Raw genomic sequence first — 14,901 nt, 5'->3', positions numbered from 1 at the left:
CCGTAGCGCGAGCGCCAGAATACGGACGCGGCCCGATGAAATATTCAAGGTTCGCTCGCTTGCGCTCGCTCATTGCAACTCTCTTTCCAGGACCTCGGCCCAGTGGTCGAGGATCCGTTCGCGTCGGGCGGCGTCGTCGGTAATCGTGTCAGCCAATGCCAGGCCCCGGACGAGGTCGAGCGTGGCCTGCACGAGCTCGCGCACCCCCGGCTTCGACTCGTCCACGTCGAGCAGCTCGACCGTGGCCCGGTGGAGCTCGCGGCCGATGCGCTGCTCGAGCGGACCCACCGCCGCGGCCAGCTGCTCGTCAGTGCGGGCCGCGACCCACAGCTCCAGGGCCGCGGCGAAGACCGGGGAGGTGACCTGCTCGGCGAGCATGGCGAGCACGTGCCGCGTACGCCGCCCGCCCTCCGACAGGGCCCCGGCAGCCTCCTTCAGCGCCTCACCCCGGGCCTCGGTGATGTGCTCGACAGCCGCCACGACCAGGTCGTTCTTCGCAGGAAAGTGGTGCAGCTGGGCGCCACGGGAGACCCCCGCCCGCTGAGAGACGAGCGTCGTCGAGGTGCCCGCGAATCCCCGCTCGGCCAGCAGCTCGACGGTGGCATCCAGAAGCCGCGCCCGCATCGCGCGGGTGCGTTCCTCCTGAGGTACGCGGGTGGCCTGGCTCACAGACAGGCACTCTTCCGCGCCAGAAACAAACAGTCAACCCTGACTGTATATTTCTGAGACGAACTCGGACAGGCGGAAGCGGAACGTCCGGAACCACTCCTAACGTCGAAGCCATGGCTATCGCACGCAAACCACAGTGGGTCATCGACTGCCCCGACCCGGCAGCCCTGGCTACCTTCTACGCCCAGCTGCTCGACTGGGAGACCAAGGTCGACGACGACGGCGGCTGGACCAGCGCGTGGGGCGAGGGCGGCTCGCTCGACTTCCAGCGCGTCGAGGACTACCGCGCCCCGCAGTGGCCGGGCCAGGACGTACCCCAGCAGACGCATCTAGATGTGACCGTCGACGACCTCGACGCCGCCGAGGCGGCCACCCTCGCCCTCGGCGCCACCAAGCACGAGGTCCAGCCCGGCGGCGACTCCTTCCGCGTCTTCCTCGACCCGGCTGGCCACCCCTTCTGTCTCTGCAAGGCCTGACCCAGCCGAAGCGTCACCCCCGTCGGCCGAGACGTCACCTACGCGAATCGAGTTGGCACCAGCGTGCCAACTCGATTCGCGGGAGTGACGTCTCGACCGACGTACGTGACGTCTCGGCGGCTATTCGACGCGGGCAACCATGGGCAGGCGACTGCGGGTGGTCACCGCGACGATCAGCGCGATCAGCAGCGGAAGACCGAGCACGATCACTCCTACCAGGGTCCAGGGGATCTCGAGGTAGTGCGCGGCCACGTCGTCGCGCACCGGCCATCCCTCGGCCGTGAGCGGATAGCTGACCGCGATTCCCGGAACGAACCCGATGATCGCGCCAGGGACCGCGCCGAGGAGCGCGACCACGATCGCGTACGCCGCAGCGACCCCCCGTCGCGTACGCGTCCTCGCCCCGACCGCCGACAGGGTCGCCAGGTCGGGCCGGGCGTCGTTGAGCGCCAGGTGTGTCGCGGTCAGCGCGCCACCGATCATCAGCACCCCGCCCAGCGTGACCAGGAGAAGCCACACGATCACGGTCGAGTCCTCCTCCTGGAACCCCCGCTCGACCTGGAGCATCGTGGAGAGCTCTCCCCCGGCCAGAGCCTCGTTGAGGTCGGTCTCCGCGGCCTCGCTGATCTGGGCATCCTCGATGTAGAGCCCGGTGATCTGCGGGTCGGCACCGATTCGCTTCGCCACCGCCGGCGTCACGACCGCGTACGCAGGCGCGGCCCGGTCACCGACGTCGACGAAGGTGGCCGGCACGCTGATCGCGACCCGCTCCTGCTCCTCGTCGTCCTCCTCGGAGTACGCCTTGACGGCCAGACGTGCGGACTCTGAGGACACCAGAGCGTCGTCGGTGGTGAACACGACCATCCCGGAGGAGCGCAGCCTCTTCTCGGCAGCGGTGACATCGAGCCCTGGCAGCGACCGGGCCACGACCCCCGGGAGGGCGTCGTCGGAGTCGGCGACGATCAGCTCGCCGAACCCGCCGGTGCTCGTGTCGAGCGGGACCTGGTCACCTTCGGCGGTCTCGACGGAGATGTAGCCGTCGGGGTCCGCGAGCCTCGCGCCGGTCATCGGCGTGACCGTCGATCCCGGGCTCGTCTTCTCGATCTGCGCGGTGACGTTCTGCCACTGCGTCGCCGTGGGGGCTTGATCGCTGGCATTGACGTCGTACCGCGGCTGGACCGTGGCGTCCCCGATGGCGAACGCGGGCAGATAGCTCTCCTCGTTCTGCTTCTGGTCGCTGCCGAAAGCGATCCCGAGCGTGACCACCCCGACCACGGTCACCGCGATGGCGCCGGCCGCAGGAACCGTCCGGGTGCGGTGCCGGTCGGCGTCGCGGGTCGCGAAGCGGATCGCCAGCGGCATCCCGGCACTGAGCCGGGCGGCCAACGACACCAGGACCGGGAGGATGAAGAGCAACCCGGTGACGCAGAGCAGGACACCGAGTGCGATCGGGATACCGCTGAACGCATTCCGGGTGCCGAAGGCAGCCGAGGCGACGCCGACGACGAGCAGCACGATGCCGATGACGGGCGAGCTGCGCGATGGCCGGCTCGAGGAGCGACGTCCGGCCAGCACGCCGACGACGTCCTGCCGCGACGCGATCCAGGCCGGTACGACGGCCGCGCAGATCGCGGCCGCGAACCCGATCGCGGCAACCGCCAGGATCTGCAGCCACGGCACCTCGAACGGCCCGAACCAGTCCGACACCTGCGCCTGAGCGAGCGGTTGGAGCAGCCGGCCGAGCCCGATCCCGAGAACCGCACCCACGACGGCCGCCACCGCACCGATGACGATCGCCATCCCGAGCAGGACCCGCCGAGCCTGGCGAGCGGTCCCGCCCGAGGCCGCGATCAGCGCGAGGTCACGAGCCTGTCGCCTGGCCGCCACCGCGAACGCCGGTCCCGCCAGCAGCACCACCTCGAGCAGCACCATGACCACGATGAGGACGACGATCACTGCCTCGGCAGGATCCGGCGCACCCGGCTTCGGACCGAGCTCCCGATCGGCGGCCAGGGCCTCCTTCGACGGGTTCTCCACGACCGATCGCGAGAGCACGAAGGCTCCCCCCGCGTTCAGCTTCTCGACGTCGCCCCAGGTCATCGGTCCGCCACCGACCAGCCAGGTCGGAGTGTCGACGGACGCGGCCGCCGGCAGGTCCAAGCCCGCGACGAAGGGTTCGTTGCGCACGGACGCCGACTCGACGATCCCCACGATCTCGCGGACCTCCTCGGAGCCCGCTCCGGGGATCCGCAGCTCCTCGCCGAGGCCTGGCCCGCGCGCCGCGAGGGCCTCGTTGACCACGACCTCGCCCGTGCCCTGCGGGAGGTGACCCTCGGTCAACCGGGTCAGCCCGGCCGCGAGCGGATCGCTCAGATCGGTCCGGAGGCCGCTCGCCCAGGTGACGCCCTTGTCGGTCCGTACGTCGAAGCCGTAGTCATGCGCCGCGAGCACCGGCCGGTCCCCGACGATGGCCTGCAGGCCGGCCGAGTCCAGCGGTCCGTCGCCGGTCTCCTCCAGCCACTCGGCCGCCTTGTCGGGGTCGATGCCCTGCCGGACCGGCCCGGCGCTCCGCGCCTCGACGAGCCCAGCAGCCTCGGTGCCGAGCCGCCGGTCGAGGCCCTCACCGGTGTCGAGGCTGTAGGTCTGGTAGGTCACCGCGATCGCGGTCACGCCCGCGACCGGCAGCGCGATCATCAAGATGACCAGCAGGCTGCGCCACTTCGCGCGCCGAGCCTCCCGCTGCCCGATCCGCAGCGCGAGCCGCCATCCGGCGAGTCGCCCGCTCATCCCTCCACCTCTGTCGCGAAGACCGTGCTCGGCGTCTCGCCGGCCTCGTCGACGACGAGACCGTCACGCACATAGATCACCCGGTCGGCCCAGCTGGCGTAGCGCGGCTCATGGGTGACGAGCACGCCGGCAGCGCCCGCGTCGCAACGCGCACGGATCAGCTTGAGGATGTCCTCGCCGGTCTCGGTGTCGAGAGCCCCGGTCGGCTCGTCGGCCAGGATCAGCCGGCGCTCACCGACGATCGCCCGCGCGATCGCGATCCGCTGCCGCTGCCCACCCGACATCTCGTCGGGGAACCGGTCCGCGAAGCCGTCGAGACCGACCTCCTCGAGCGCGACCCGCGCCGCGTCCCGCGCCGGGCGTCGACCGGCGCCGTCGAGCTCCAACGGCAGCGCGACGTTCTCGGCGGCGGTCAGCGCCGGGATCAGGTTGAAGTCCTGGAAGACATAGCCGATCGACGTACGCCGCAGCTTGGCGCGCCCGCTGATCCCGGCCGCTCCCAGATCCTGGCCGTCGACGGACACGGACCCGGAGGTCGGCGAGTCGAGGCCACCGGCGATGGTCAGCAGCGACGACTTCCCGGAGCCGCTCGGGCCCATGATGGCGACCAGCTCACCGGCGTACGCCGCGAGGCTGACACCGCGCAGGGCATGGACCTCGGCGGCGCCGGTGCCGTGGACGCGGCTCACGTCGGTGAGCCGGAGGACAGGGTCACTCATCGTTGGACTCCTTGGTCGAAGTTTTGCCCGGCTTGACGGGCGTTGCGTGGGCGCGGCGGCTGAGCCGCTCGCGGGCGTCGGCGAGCCAGCGATCGCTGTCGTGGCTGAGCCGGCGCAGGTCATGGGCGAGGGCGGCGTTCATCGCGTCCCTCCATCGGTGGACTCGGTGGGATCGGCGGGCTCCGGCGCGGTGCTCGTCGTAGCGGCCCGGCGAAGCCGGGACTCGCAGTGGTCGAGCCAGCGGATCTCGGCCTCGGCCGCGAAGACGAGCCGGTCGAGGACGAGCCCCCCGGCGAGGTCGTCGCCGGCGCCGGAGCGCGCCTGGCGTCGATAACCCTGGAGCGCCTGCATCGTCGCGTTGCGCTGCTGCTGGACGACCTTGCCGACGTCCACGCTCGGCACCGCGACCGCCACCGCGAGCTTGATCGCGAGCTCGTCGCGCTGTGGCTGCGTACGCTCCACGGGGCTGTCGAACCACCCCTTCACCTCGACCTTGCCTGCCTCGGTGAGCTGGTAGAGGGACCGTCCCTCCGCGTCGGTCCCTCCAGCCTCGACGAGGCCGTCACGCTCCAGTCGCGACAAGGTCGTGTAGACCTGCCCGACGTTCAGCGGCCAGCTCGCGCCGGTGCGCTGCTCGAACTCGGCGCGCAGCTCGTAGCCATAGCGCGGCTTCTCCAGCAGCGCCAGCAGTGCGTGTTTCACGGACACTCGATCACCTCCCTTGGTTACTTACTGAGTATGTATATACCGAGTATGCACCCCTTCGCAAGACGCCGAATTGGGGGCGACGACACCCGCGACTGCCTGGGAGACTTCTCCCCGCTGGTTCGGGCCAGCGGTCTTGTCGGCCCGTGAACCTCCTCCGGGCCGCTCCCACTCCCGAAGGAGTCGAAGTGTCACCTCGTAGACGCGTCGTCGCCCTGACCGCGACCGCGCTTGCTCTCAGCGGGCTGAGCGTCATTCCGATGACCTCGCCCGCCGCCGCCGAACCAGACCCGATCGCGACCTACAAGGACCGCGCCGGCGTCCCCCTGACCATCCATCGCACCGCCGAAGGCACAGCCGACTTCATCGGTTCGATGTCCGAGGGTGCCGAGCCGCTGGGCGTCACCGTCAAGCCCGCCAAGGCGGCCAGGACCCAGCTCGACCGCGCCGGCAAGGCGTTGGGCACCGACAAGACCGACCTGCGCGAGACGACGACCAGCAAGGCCGTCGGCGGCGGCTCGGTGACCAGGTTCGAGCAGTACGTCGCGGACCTCCCGGTTCTCGGCGGCGAGGTGGTCATCGGGCTGGACAAGGACCGCGGCCTCACCTCCGCGACCACCAACCTCTCCGACGCCACCATCGCCGAGGTCACCGAGCCGGACGAGTCCATGCGCGCGAAGGCCAAGGCAGCGGCCAAGGCCGTGGTCGCCAAGTCGAACCACGGGGCCACCGGCCTCACCGTGAGCGACGAGGGCACCTGGCTCTACGACCACGACCTGATCAGGGGGCCGGAGATCGGTGAGACCAGCGTCTTTCGGTTCTCGGTGACCAACGGCTCCACCATCCGTGAGACCGTGCTCGTTCACGCAGGCACCGGCCGCGTACTCATGCACATCAACGAGATCGCCCACGCCAACCGCCGCGTCTGCGACAACGCCAACGTCCGCGCCGCGGCGAACGGCTGCGCCGACACGAGCACCACGGTGAAGCGGCGCGAGGGCGATGCGCCCGCCGGGATCGCCGACGTCGACAAGACGTACGACATGATCGGCGCGACCTCCGACTTCTACGCCTCCCTCGGGCTGGACCTGACCGACGAGATCGGCTGGCCCGATGGCGTCACCGGCAAGGCGGTCACCGCCACGACCCGCTACTGCGAGCCGACGGAGCCGGGTTACACGCCACCGTGCCCGATGGACAACGCGTTCTGGAACGGTCAGCAGATCTACCTCGGCCAGGGCCTGGTCGTCGACGACATCGTCGGTCACGAGCTGACCCACGGCGTGATCGAGAACAGCTCGAACCTCTTCTACTGGTACGAGTCGGGCGCCATCAACGAGTCGATGGCCGACATCATGGGCGAGATCGTCGACCACCGCTACGCGACCCCGGGTGACTCCCCGACCGACTGGCGCGTCGGCGAGGACTCCTCGTTCGGCGCGATCCGCAACCTCGCGAACCCCACGACGCACGACCAGCCCGACCGGATGACCAGCTCGCTGTGGGATGCCGACGACCTCACCTACTACGCCGATGGCGGCGGGGTGCACACGAACAGCGGCGTCGGCAACAAGACGGCGTACCTCATCTCCCAGGGCGGCACCTTCAACGGTCGCACCGTCACCGGCATCGACGGCGGCGACCCGACCCTGCAGAAGACCGCGACGCTGTACCTCTACGCGATCCAGCACCTCGTCTCCGGAAGCCAGTACGTAGACCTGCGCCGTACGCTGGCCAACGGCTGTTCCGCGCTGGTGGCCGCCGGCACCGCCGGCTTCACCCTGGACGACTGCGCCCAGGTCAACCTCGCCACCGACGCGACCGAGCTGGCCAAGTCGCCCACCAAGGCGGGCGCGACGCGGCCCGCGGAAGCGCCGAACACCTGCCCCGCCGGGAGCACCGGCAAGGCCGGGATGGCGAACCCGTCGCTCAGCCGCGGTGTCCTGTGGACCCAGGCGCCCGACGCAGCGCAGGGCATCCCCGCCAACGACCGTGACGGCAAAGGCTCCGACTTCGGCATGAATCCGGACCCGAACGAGTACGGCCACCCGACGTCCAGCGGCCTGACGACGGCCGGCATCAAGGTGCCTGCCGGCAAGCGGACCTACATGCGGTTCAGCCACTGGCATCTCTTCGAGTGGTACACCGGCAGCGACCCGGCCCGCCCAGCGCCGCAGTACTACGACGGCGGCGAGGCGCGTCTGCTGGTCAACGGGGTCGCGACCGCCATCCCGTCCTCGGCCTGGGTGAACGGGCCGAAGCAGAAGCTGCTCCTCAACAACCCCGCCAAGCCGCTGACCGGCTTCGGCGGCGACTCCAACGGGTGGATCAGCTCCCGCGTCGACCTGTCCTCCTTCGCCGGCAAGACGGTCCAGTTCCAGTGGGTCGTCCGCGGCGACAACGAGGGCTCGTTCCTCGGTTGGTTCATCGACGGGCTCGAGCTCTACACCTGCAACCCGCAGACGATCGCGAGCACCGCGCCGCCGACGATCAGCGGCTCCGCGCGCGTCGGCTACACCTTGACCGCGACGAAGGGCTCCTGGAGCCCGACCGCCACGACGGTGAAGTACCAGTGGCTGCGCAACGGCGTCGCCATCTCGGGTGCCACGGCGTCGACGTACAAGCTCACCGGCTCCGACCACACCAAGGAGATCCGGGTCCGGGTGACGGCGTACGCCTCGTCCTGGCCGGCCGCCAACCCAGGAGTCCGGGCGAGCGCCGCGACCGCGAGGATCGCGGCCGGCTATCTCACCGCGGCCACTCCGACCATCGGCGGCACCCGCAGGGTCGGCTACCGGCTCACCGCCTACCCAGGCACCTGGAAGCCCTCGGGGATCACGTTCTCCTACCGGTGGCTGCGCAACGGAGTCGCCATCTCGGGTGCCACCGGGAAGACGTACCGCCTTCGGTCCGTCGACCGCAATGACCGCATCCGGGTCCGGGTCACCGGGCGCAAGACCGGCTATCACACCAAGACCGCCACCTCAGCGGCCACCACCACCATTCGCTGACCCGACCTGATCCGACCTGACCCGACCCGACGACGACGGCCTGCTCAGCCGTCCTCGTCGGGTCGGCCGGGATGCAGCAGCAGGTCGACCTCGTCGATGACCACATCCATCACCGAACCACCGGCGAGACCGTCGATCCGGATGCCATCGACGGCAGGGCGAAGCCCATCACGCTCATCGGCCAGCGTCGCCGCGGGCCGGGCGCGGACCGCCTCGGCGATCCTGCGCTCGAGTGCCGTGTGCAGGACTGCCCTCGGGTCGATGTACGCCGCGCCGATCCGAGGCGGGTCGACGTCGACGGAGAAGGTCGCCAGGGCGCGTACGTCCTGGCCGTCCATGGTCTGCGCCCGGACCACGACGGCGATCTCGATCTGACCGGTCGGCCACTCGAGCACCTCGTGGAAGCCCGGGACCGCAAGCGTGGTCGAGCCCGAGGCGATCCGGACGATCCGCCGGTGCCTGGTCACCACCAGACACTCACCGCGGCGAGCCCGCCGCAGCAGCGAGGCCACCACGAGGACGACCGCGACCACCGCGATCACCGAAACCGTCGCCATCTGCCCCATGGCTCGAGTCTTCTCGGCCCGAGCCCGATTCCGAATGGGCTCTGCCACCCATTCGTCGTCTCGTGCGTACGTCAGCCGGGAGTGCCCTGCGCCCAGGGACTGATCCGCACCTCGGCTCCGTCGAGGATGTCGAGATCGCTCGGCGCGCTCGGCCGGCTGACTTGGATCGTGACCGGCTTGCTTCCGGGCAGCGCGGTCACCCGCAGTGCGGTGGTGACGTCGGGATCGTTCGCGGTGGACATCGCCTGCCAGTCGATCACCGCCATCGCCGACTCCCCAGCCGGGACGACGACGCGTGCGGGCACCATCGACGGCTCGTAGGGCTCGATGGTGACGCCGGCCTGCGCGGCGCCGGCGGCGTCGAGGAACTCGACCGCGGGCACGCTCTCGATCGCGCATGCCTGCGCGCCGGCGTTCCGAGCCCTGATCCACGCCTGCCGGGAGCCTGCCGCGGCATCGTGTCCGCCGAACGTGACCTCGAGGTCCGGCATCCGGCAGGACGGTGCGCCCGGGTCGACGGGCCAGGGCTCACCGCTCCCGAAAGACGGCATCGTCACCGAAGGTGGCGGCTCACCGCCGACCCAGCCTTCGGCCTTGCCTCCACGTGTCCCTTCAACCGAGAACGGCAGCGGCTTCCCCGAACCTCCGGGATCGCCGTCGTACGCAATGAGCCACCGGCTGACGTCGGTGATCGCACGGTCACCCTCGGCGGCGTCGACCAGGACGATCAGCGGCTCGAAGGGTGCCGAGAGCTGGGCCGAGGTCACCGACGGGCGCTCGGAGGCGTTCACCACCAGCCTGACCGCGGCCGGGTCGGGGAGCTCGTTCGAGCGGTACCAGGCTTCGCCGCCCAGGAGGTCCACCGGGCGCTGGGAGCTGCGGGCGACAGTGGCGACGGCGACCAGCGCGTCCTTCGAGGCCCGCACGTCGGCCTTGGCAGGGTGGTCTGCCCGCTCCTCAGCGACGCTCAACGACACCGACGTGGCACCGGCCTCGCGCAGCGCGACGGCATCGTCAAGCGCGTCACCGACGGCGTCGATCGGGACCAGCCCACCCGAGCCGATCTGGATGCCGGTGGAGGTGATCGCGAACGATGCCCTGCTCCAGTCAGCAGCGGCCTCGGGTGCGATCCGGGCGATCTCGGGTCCCAGCAACCCCAGCACCTCGGTGCCGGCCTCGGCGGCCTCGGGCCCGGACAGATCGTCCTCCAGAGTCACCTCGACACGGACGGAGTGCTCCCAGCGGTCCTGCTCCCCGAAGTCCTCCCCCGGGATGCGAAGCGACTCCTCGGCAGCCACCACGTCGCGTACGCCGGAGACGGACCGCCACTCGTCGGAGAGCTCGAGGGTCGACGACCCCGAGCCGTCGCCCCGAGCCCACACCATCGCGACCACGCACCCGATCACGACCAGCAGGACGACTCCGACGATCACGACTCCCACCCGGAGCTCGCGCCTTCGGGTACTGCCCGGCACCGCCACGTACGTCCTCCTCGACCTCTACGGAAGGCAAAGAGTCGCACAGGCCGAGCCGCGTCGGCCCCGCAGATGGCGAACCGGCACGGTTCCTTCACAGGATCCGTGCCGGTTCACCACATTGCCGTGGACTGATCTAGGTCAGGCGGGGCTGATCAGGCGGGGCTGATCAGGCGGGGCTGATCAGGCGGGGCTGATCAGGCGGGGAAGCCTTCACCCTTCGCCGCGAGCTCGCGGAGGTAAGGCGTCGGACGGAACCGCTCGCCGTACGTCTCGGCCAGCTCTTCGGCCCGAGCCAGGAAGGCCTCGATGCCGATCGAGCCGTCAGCGGCCTCGTAGCCGGTGATGAACTGGGCCGCACCACCGGTCTGCGGCGGGAAGCCGATGCCGAAGATGGAGCCGATGTTGGCGTGCGCGGCGGAGGTGATGACCCCCTCCTCGAAGCACTTCGCCGTCTCGAGCGCCTCGATGAAGAGCATCCGCTCCTCGGCGTCCGCGAGCGGGATCTGCTTCTCGGCGACCGGGAACACGTCGCCGAGCCCCGCCCAGATCGAGCCACGCTTGCCGTCGGCGTAGTCGTAGAAACCGGCGCCCTTCAGCTTGCCGGAGCGACCCGCCTCGATGAGCGGGGTGAGCACCTTCTCCGTGGTGGTCAGCTCCTCGACACCGGCAGCCTCCCGCGTCGTACGAGCGATCTTGACCATGAGCTCGTGGTTGAGCTCGTCGGCGATCTGCAGCGGCCCGACCGGGAACCCGGCCTGGGTCGCGGCACGCTCTAGCGAGTAGGGCGCGAAGCCCTCGGCGAGCAGCTCCAGACCCTCCTGGATCTGGGTGCCGATGACGCGCGAGGTGTAGAAGCCTCGGCTGTCGTTGACCACGATCGGGGTCTTCTTGATCTGCTGGACGACGTCGTAGGCCTTGGCCAGCGCGACGTCGTTCGTCTCGGCGCCCTTGATGATCTCGACCAGCGGCATCTTGTCGACGGGCGAGAAGAAGTGCAGACCGATGAAGTCGGCCGGACGGTCGATCCCCTTGGCGAGCTCGGTGATCGGCAGCGTCGAGGTGTTGGAGCAGAGCACCGCGTCGTCGTTGACGAACGGGGCGATCTCGCTGAAGACCTTCTGCTTCAGCGAGACGTCCTCGAAGACCGCCTCGACGACGACGTCGACGCCGGCGAAGTCCTCCGGCGCTACCGTCGCGGTGATCCGGTTGAGGATCTCGTCGGCCTTCTCCTGGGTGAGCTTGCCGCGCGAGACCGCCTTCTCGTTGAGCTTGGCGGTGTAGTCCTTGCCGCGCTCGGCGGACTCGATGGCGACGTCCTTGAGGACGACCTCCGCACCGGCCCGGGCGAAGGAGTACGCGATGCCGGCGCCCATCATCCCGGCGCCGAGCACGCCCACCTTCTTCGCGGTGAACTTCTCCACGCCGTCAGGACGGAGCGTGCCGGCGCCGATGGCACCGAGGTCGAAGAAGAACGCCTGGATCATGTTCTTCGACTGCTGGCCGGTGACCAGGGAGACGAAGTAGCGCGACTCGATCCGGGTGGCGGTGTCGAAGTCGACCATCGCGCCCTCGACCGCAGCCGACAGGATCGCCTTCGGCGCCCGCATGTCGGACTGCTTGAGCTGCTTGCGCAGGATCGGCGGGAACGCCGGGAGGAAGCCCGCGAGCGCCGGCGAGGTCGGCTTGCCACCGGGCATCTTGTAGCCGGGCTTGTCCCACGGCTGGGCGATCTCGTCGGGGTTGGCCTTGATCCACGCCTTGGCGGCGGGGACGAGCTCGTCGGGGGAGGAGACGAGCTCGTCGACCAGTCCCTTCTCCTTCGCCGCGGCGGGCTTGAACTTGGTGCCCTGGCCGAGCACGTCCATCAGACCGGTCATGATGCCCAGGAGGCGTACGACGCGGGTGACCCCGCCGCCGCCCGGGAGCAGTCCGAGGGAGACCTCGGGCAGGCCGATGTCGTAGCGGGCGTCCAGCGCGATCCGGTGCTGGGCGGCCAGCGCGATCTCCAGACCGCCACCGAGGGCGGCGCCGTTGATCGCCGCGACGACCGGCTTCGGGAAGGTCTCCAGCTTGCGGAGGGTCGCCTTGATCGCCTCGACCTCCTCGAAGACCTGGGCGCCGTTCTCCGGGCGGACCTGGATCATGTTCTTGAGGTCGCCGCCCGCGAAGAAGGTCTTCTTCGCGGAGGCGATCACGACGCCGGTGACGCTCTTCTCATCACTGGCGGCTTCGGCGTACAGCTTCTCGACGGCCTCCGCCATCGAGGTCTTGTACAGCTCATTCATCGTGTTGGCCGACTGGTTCGGGTCGTCCAGGGTCAGCGTGACGATGCCGTCGGCATCCTTGTCGTACTTGACTGCGGTTTCTGTCATTTCAAGTCCTTGTTCTTCAACTCAGCCGTTGGTCGAGCCGCCGGGGCCGCTGGGCGGAGGCGTGTCGAGACCAACACGGTCGCTTGATGTGTTGGTCTCGACACCGCTCGCTGGCGCTCGCGGGCTCGACCAACCGGGCTCAGACCAGCTCGACGATCGTGGCGATACCCATGCCGCCACCGACGCACAGCGTGGCGAGGCCGCGCTGCTTGCCCTGACGCTCGAGCTCGTCGACCAGGGTGCCGAGGATGATGGCACCGGTCGCGCCCAGCGGGTGACCCATGGCGATCGCGCCGCCGTTGACGTTGGTGACCGACTCGTCGATGCCCATGTCCTTCATGAACCGCATCGCGACCGCGGCGAACGCCTCGTTGATCTCGAACAGGTCGATGTCATCGACGGTGAGGCCGGCCTTGGCCAGCGCCTTGCGCGAGGCCGGGGCGGGGCCGGTGAGCATGATCGTCGGGTCGGCGCCGGAGACGGCGGCCGAGATGATCCGGGCACGCGGGGTGAGGCCGTTGGCCTTGCCCGCCTCCTCGGAGCCGATCAGCATCAGCGCGGAGCCGTCGACGATGCCGGAGGAGTTTCCGGCGTGGTGGACGTGGTCGATCTTCTCGACCCAGTGGTACTTGGCCAGCGCGACGTCGTCGAAGCCGGCCTCCTGGCCCTGCTGGAGGAAGGACGGCTTGAGGCCGGCCAGCGTCTCGGCGGTGGTGCCGGGGCGGATCAGCTCGTCGTGGTCGAGCACGGTCAGGCCGGTCTGGTCGACGACTGGGATGACGGCGTCCTTGAAGTAGCCGTTCTCCCAGGCGGCGGCCGCGCGGGCGTGGGACTGGGCCGCGTAGCGGTCGACGTCCGCGCGGCTGAAGCCCTCGATGGTGGCGATCAGGTCGGCACCGATGCCCTGCGGGACGAAGCCGGTCTTGAGCGCGGTGTCAGGGTCCTGCGCCCAGGCGCCGCCGTCGCTGCCCATCGGCGCCTTGCTCATCGACTCGACGCCACCGGCGAGGATGAGCTCCTCGAAGCCGCCGCGTACGCGGGAGGCGGCCTGGTTCACGGCCTCGAGGCCGGAGGCGCAGAAGCGGTTGAGCTGCACCCCGGCGGTCGTCTCAGGGAGACCGGCCTTGATGGCTGCGGTCTTGGCGATGTCACCGCCCTGCTCGCCGACGGGGGTGACGACACCGAGGACGACGTCGTCGATCTGCTCGGGGTCGAGGTTGGGGTTCCGCTTGCGCGCCTCGTCGATCAGGCCGACCACCAGGTCGATCGGCTTGACCTCGTGGAGCGCTCCGGTCTTCTTACCCTTCCCGCGCGGTGTGCGCAGGTGGTCATAGATGAATGCTTCAGCCATGCGCCGATTGTGACACTAAAACTGTCACAGTCAACAGGGTTGGACAGAAACGTTCACGAGAGATTGCGGGAGATGGTCCGGTTCACGGCGTCCTGGAAGCTCACCACGATCGCCTCGGTGGTCAGCTGACGAAGCCGCGGGAGCACCTCTTCGAGATGCGCAGCCTCCTCCGCGGTGTGGTGGGTCCGCTTGAACGGGTCGACGACCTGATCGCGCAGGATCGTGTTGAGCTCGTCCGCGAGGTCCGCCATGAGGCGTGAGGTCGCTGCGTACGCCGCCGCCAGCGCGTCTCGGGGCAGCCCCAGCGCGATCAGCTCACGCCCGATCCGGGCCTGGATGTCCTCGGTGGGCTCGGTCGCCCACGAGGTGATCATCGCGCGCTGCATCGCCAGGTCCTCCCGCGTGATGTCCACGGGAAGCCGACCGAGGTAGCGCTCGATGGCCTGCAGGGTGAACCCGTGCTCCTGGAGCGCGGTGACCAGGTCGAGGCGAGCACGATGCTCGGGGCCGTAGTAGGCGACCCGACCGCGACGGATCGGCGGCGGGATCAGTCCGAGGCTCGCGTAGTAGCGCGTGGTGCGCACCGACAACCCAGTGGCGGTCGACAGCTCATCGATCGTCATCAGTTCCTCGGTCGTCTCGGTCATAGCCAGGGACCGTAGACCAATCTGTTGCCACTTCGCCAGTGTTACTGTCACAGTTGCACCGTCGCCGCCCGAGAATGCGGTCCGCGTCACAGACCTGAGGCACCATGTGCCCGACTGTCT

General features: G+C 69.6%; 12 protein-coding genes. 2 read left to right on the top strand and 10 right to left on the bottom strand.

Annotated features, from left to right (window positions below):
* Positions 1–69: 69 nt before the first annotated feature.
* The gene (locus BJ988_RS25750) at positions 70–669 is read right to left on the bottom strand and encodes a TetR/AcrR family transcriptional regulator (protein ID WP_343051793.1); all 600 of its coding nucleotides are present in this window, start codon (positions 667–669) and stop codon (positions 70–72) included.
* Between the two features lie 113 nt (positions 670–782).
* On the opposite strand from BJ988_RS25750, the gene BJ988_RS25745 reads away from it, so the two are divergent.
* Entirely contained in the window at positions 783–1,145 is a 363-nt protein-coding gene (locus tag BJ988_RS25745) for a VOC family protein (RefSeq protein ID WP_179660696.1), read from the top strand.
* Between the two features lie 120 nt (positions 1,146–1,265).
* On the opposite strand, the gene BJ988_RS25740 is transcribed toward BJ988_RS25745, so the two are convergent.
* From BJ988_RS25740 to BJ988_RS25725, 4 genes are read right to left on the bottom strand one after another with little or no spacing between them, the layout of a single operon-like run.
* Positions 1,266–3,932, bottom strand: coding sequence for an FtsX-like permease family protein (locus tag BJ988_RS25740; protein ID WP_179660695.1), 2,667 nt, complete (start codon positions 3,930–3,932; stop codon positions 1,266–1,268).
* Complete coding sequence (locus tag BJ988_RS25735) at positions 3,929–4,651, bottom strand: ABC transporter ATP-binding protein (protein ID WP_179660694.1); 723 nt, start codon at positions 4,649–4,651, stop codon at positions 3,929–3,931. The genes BJ988_RS25740 and BJ988_RS25735 overlap by 4 nt, the downstream gene beginning before the upstream one ends.
* Positions 4,644–4,793 (bottom strand): hypothetical protein, encoded by a 150-nt coding sequence (locus BJ988_RS25730; protein ID WP_179660693.1) that lies wholly within the window; start codon positions 4,791–4,793, stop codon positions 4,644–4,646. The genes BJ988_RS25735 and BJ988_RS25730 overlap by 8 nt, the downstream gene beginning before the upstream one ends.
* Positions 4,790–5,359, bottom strand: a complete 570-nt coding sequence (locus tag BJ988_RS25725; protein ID WP_179660692.1) for a helix-turn-helix transcriptional regulator — start codon at positions 5,357–5,359, stop codon at positions 4,790–4,792. The genes BJ988_RS25730 and BJ988_RS25725 overlap by 4 nt, the downstream gene beginning before the upstream one ends.
* Before the next feature lie 185 nt (positions 5,360–5,544).
* On the opposite strand from BJ988_RS25725, the gene BJ988_RS25720 reads away from it, so the two are divergent.
* Complete coding sequence (locus BJ988_RS25720; protein WP_179660691.1) at positions 5,545–8,367, top strand: M4 family metallopeptidase; 2,823 nt, start codon at positions 5,545–5,547, stop codon at positions 8,365–8,367.
* Positions 8,368–8,411: 44 nt separating this feature from the next.
* Here the strand turns inward: BJ988_RS25720 and BJ988_RS25715 are convergent, their stop codons facing one another.
* The 5 genes from BJ988_RS25715 to BJ988_RS25695 all read right to left on the bottom strand — a co-directional run bounded on the left by BJ988_RS25715 (position 8,412) and on the right by BJ988_RS25695 (position 14,781).
* Positions 8,412–8,933 carry an SPFH domain-containing protein gene (locus tag BJ988_RS25715; RefSeq protein WP_179660690.1) on the bottom strand — a complete coding sequence of 174 codons (522 nt, stop codon included), beginning with the start codon at positions 8,931–8,933 and terminating at the stop codon, positions 8,412–8,414.
* A 71-nt stretch (positions 8,934–9,004) separates the two neighbouring features.
* Positions 9,005–10,375: a DUF4232 domain-containing protein gene (locus BJ988_RS31470; RefSeq protein ID WP_179660689.1), complete on the bottom strand. Its 1,371-nt coding sequence runs from the start codon at positions 10,373–10,375 to the stop codon at positions 9,005–9,007.
* A gap of 230 nt (positions 10,376–10,605) precedes the next feature.
* Complete coding sequence (locus BJ988_RS25705; RefSeq protein ID WP_179660688.1) at positions 10,606–12,783, bottom strand: 3-hydroxyacyl-CoA dehydrogenase NAD-binding domain-containing protein; 2,178 nt, start codon at positions 12,781–12,783, stop codon at positions 10,606–10,608.
* Between the two features lie 139 nt (positions 12,784–12,922).
* Complete coding sequence (locus BJ988_RS25700) at positions 12,923–14,134, bottom strand: acetyl-CoA C-acetyltransferase (protein ID WP_179660687.1); 1,212 nt, start codon at positions 14,132–14,134, stop codon at positions 12,923–12,925.
* Between the two features lie 53 nt (positions 14,135–14,187).
* Complete coding sequence (locus BJ988_RS25695) at positions 14,188–14,781, bottom strand: MerR family transcriptional regulator (protein ID WP_179660686.1); 594 nt, start codon at positions 14,779–14,781, stop codon at positions 14,188–14,190.
* Positions 14,782–14,901 lie beyond the last annotated feature (120 nt).

The sequence above is a fragment of the Nocardioides panzhihuensis genome, assembly GCF_013408335.1.
GTDB classification, from domain to species: Bacteria; Actinomycetota; Actinomycetes; order Propionibacteriales; family Nocardioidaceae; genus Nocardioides; species Nocardioides panzhihuensis.
The sequence above is the reverse complement of the archived record's forward strand: the minus strand, read 5'-3'. Positions and strand labels throughout refer to the sequence as shown.

Bases quoted from the DNA above. Each gene is read 5' to 3' on its own strand.
- BJ988_RS25740 (WP_179660695.1), bottom strand. From the start codon at position 3,932: ATGAGCGGGCGACTCGCCGGATGGCGGCTCGCGCTGCGGATCGGGCAG.
- BJ988_RS25715 (WP_179660690.1), bottom strand. From the start codon at position 8,933: ATGGGGCAGATGGCGACGGTTTCGGTGATCGCGGTGGTCGCGGTCGTC.
- BJ988_RS25705 (WP_179660688.1), bottom strand. From the start codon at position 12,783: ATGACAGAAACCGCAGTCAAGTACGACAAGGATGCCGACGGCATCGTC.
- BJ988_RS25735 (WP_179660694.1), bottom strand. From the start codon at position 4,651: ATGAGTGACCCTGTCCTCCGGCTCACCGACGTGAGCCGCGTCCACGGC.
- BJ988_RS25745 (WP_179660696.1), top strand. From the start codon at position 783: ATGGCTATCGCACGCAAACCACAGTGGGTCATCGACTGCCCCGACCCG.
- BJ988_RS25695 (WP_179660686.1), bottom strand. From the start codon at position 14,781: ATGACCGAGACGACCGAGGAACTGATGACGATCGATGAGCTGTCGACC.
- BJ988_RS25700 (WP_179660687.1), bottom strand. From the start codon at position 14,134: ATGGCTGAAGCATTCATCTATGACCACCTGCGCACACCGCGCGGGAAG.
- BJ988_RS25730 (WP_179660693.1), bottom strand. From the start codon at position 4,793: ATGAACGCCGCCCTCGCCCATGACCTGCGCCGGCTCAGCCACGACAGC.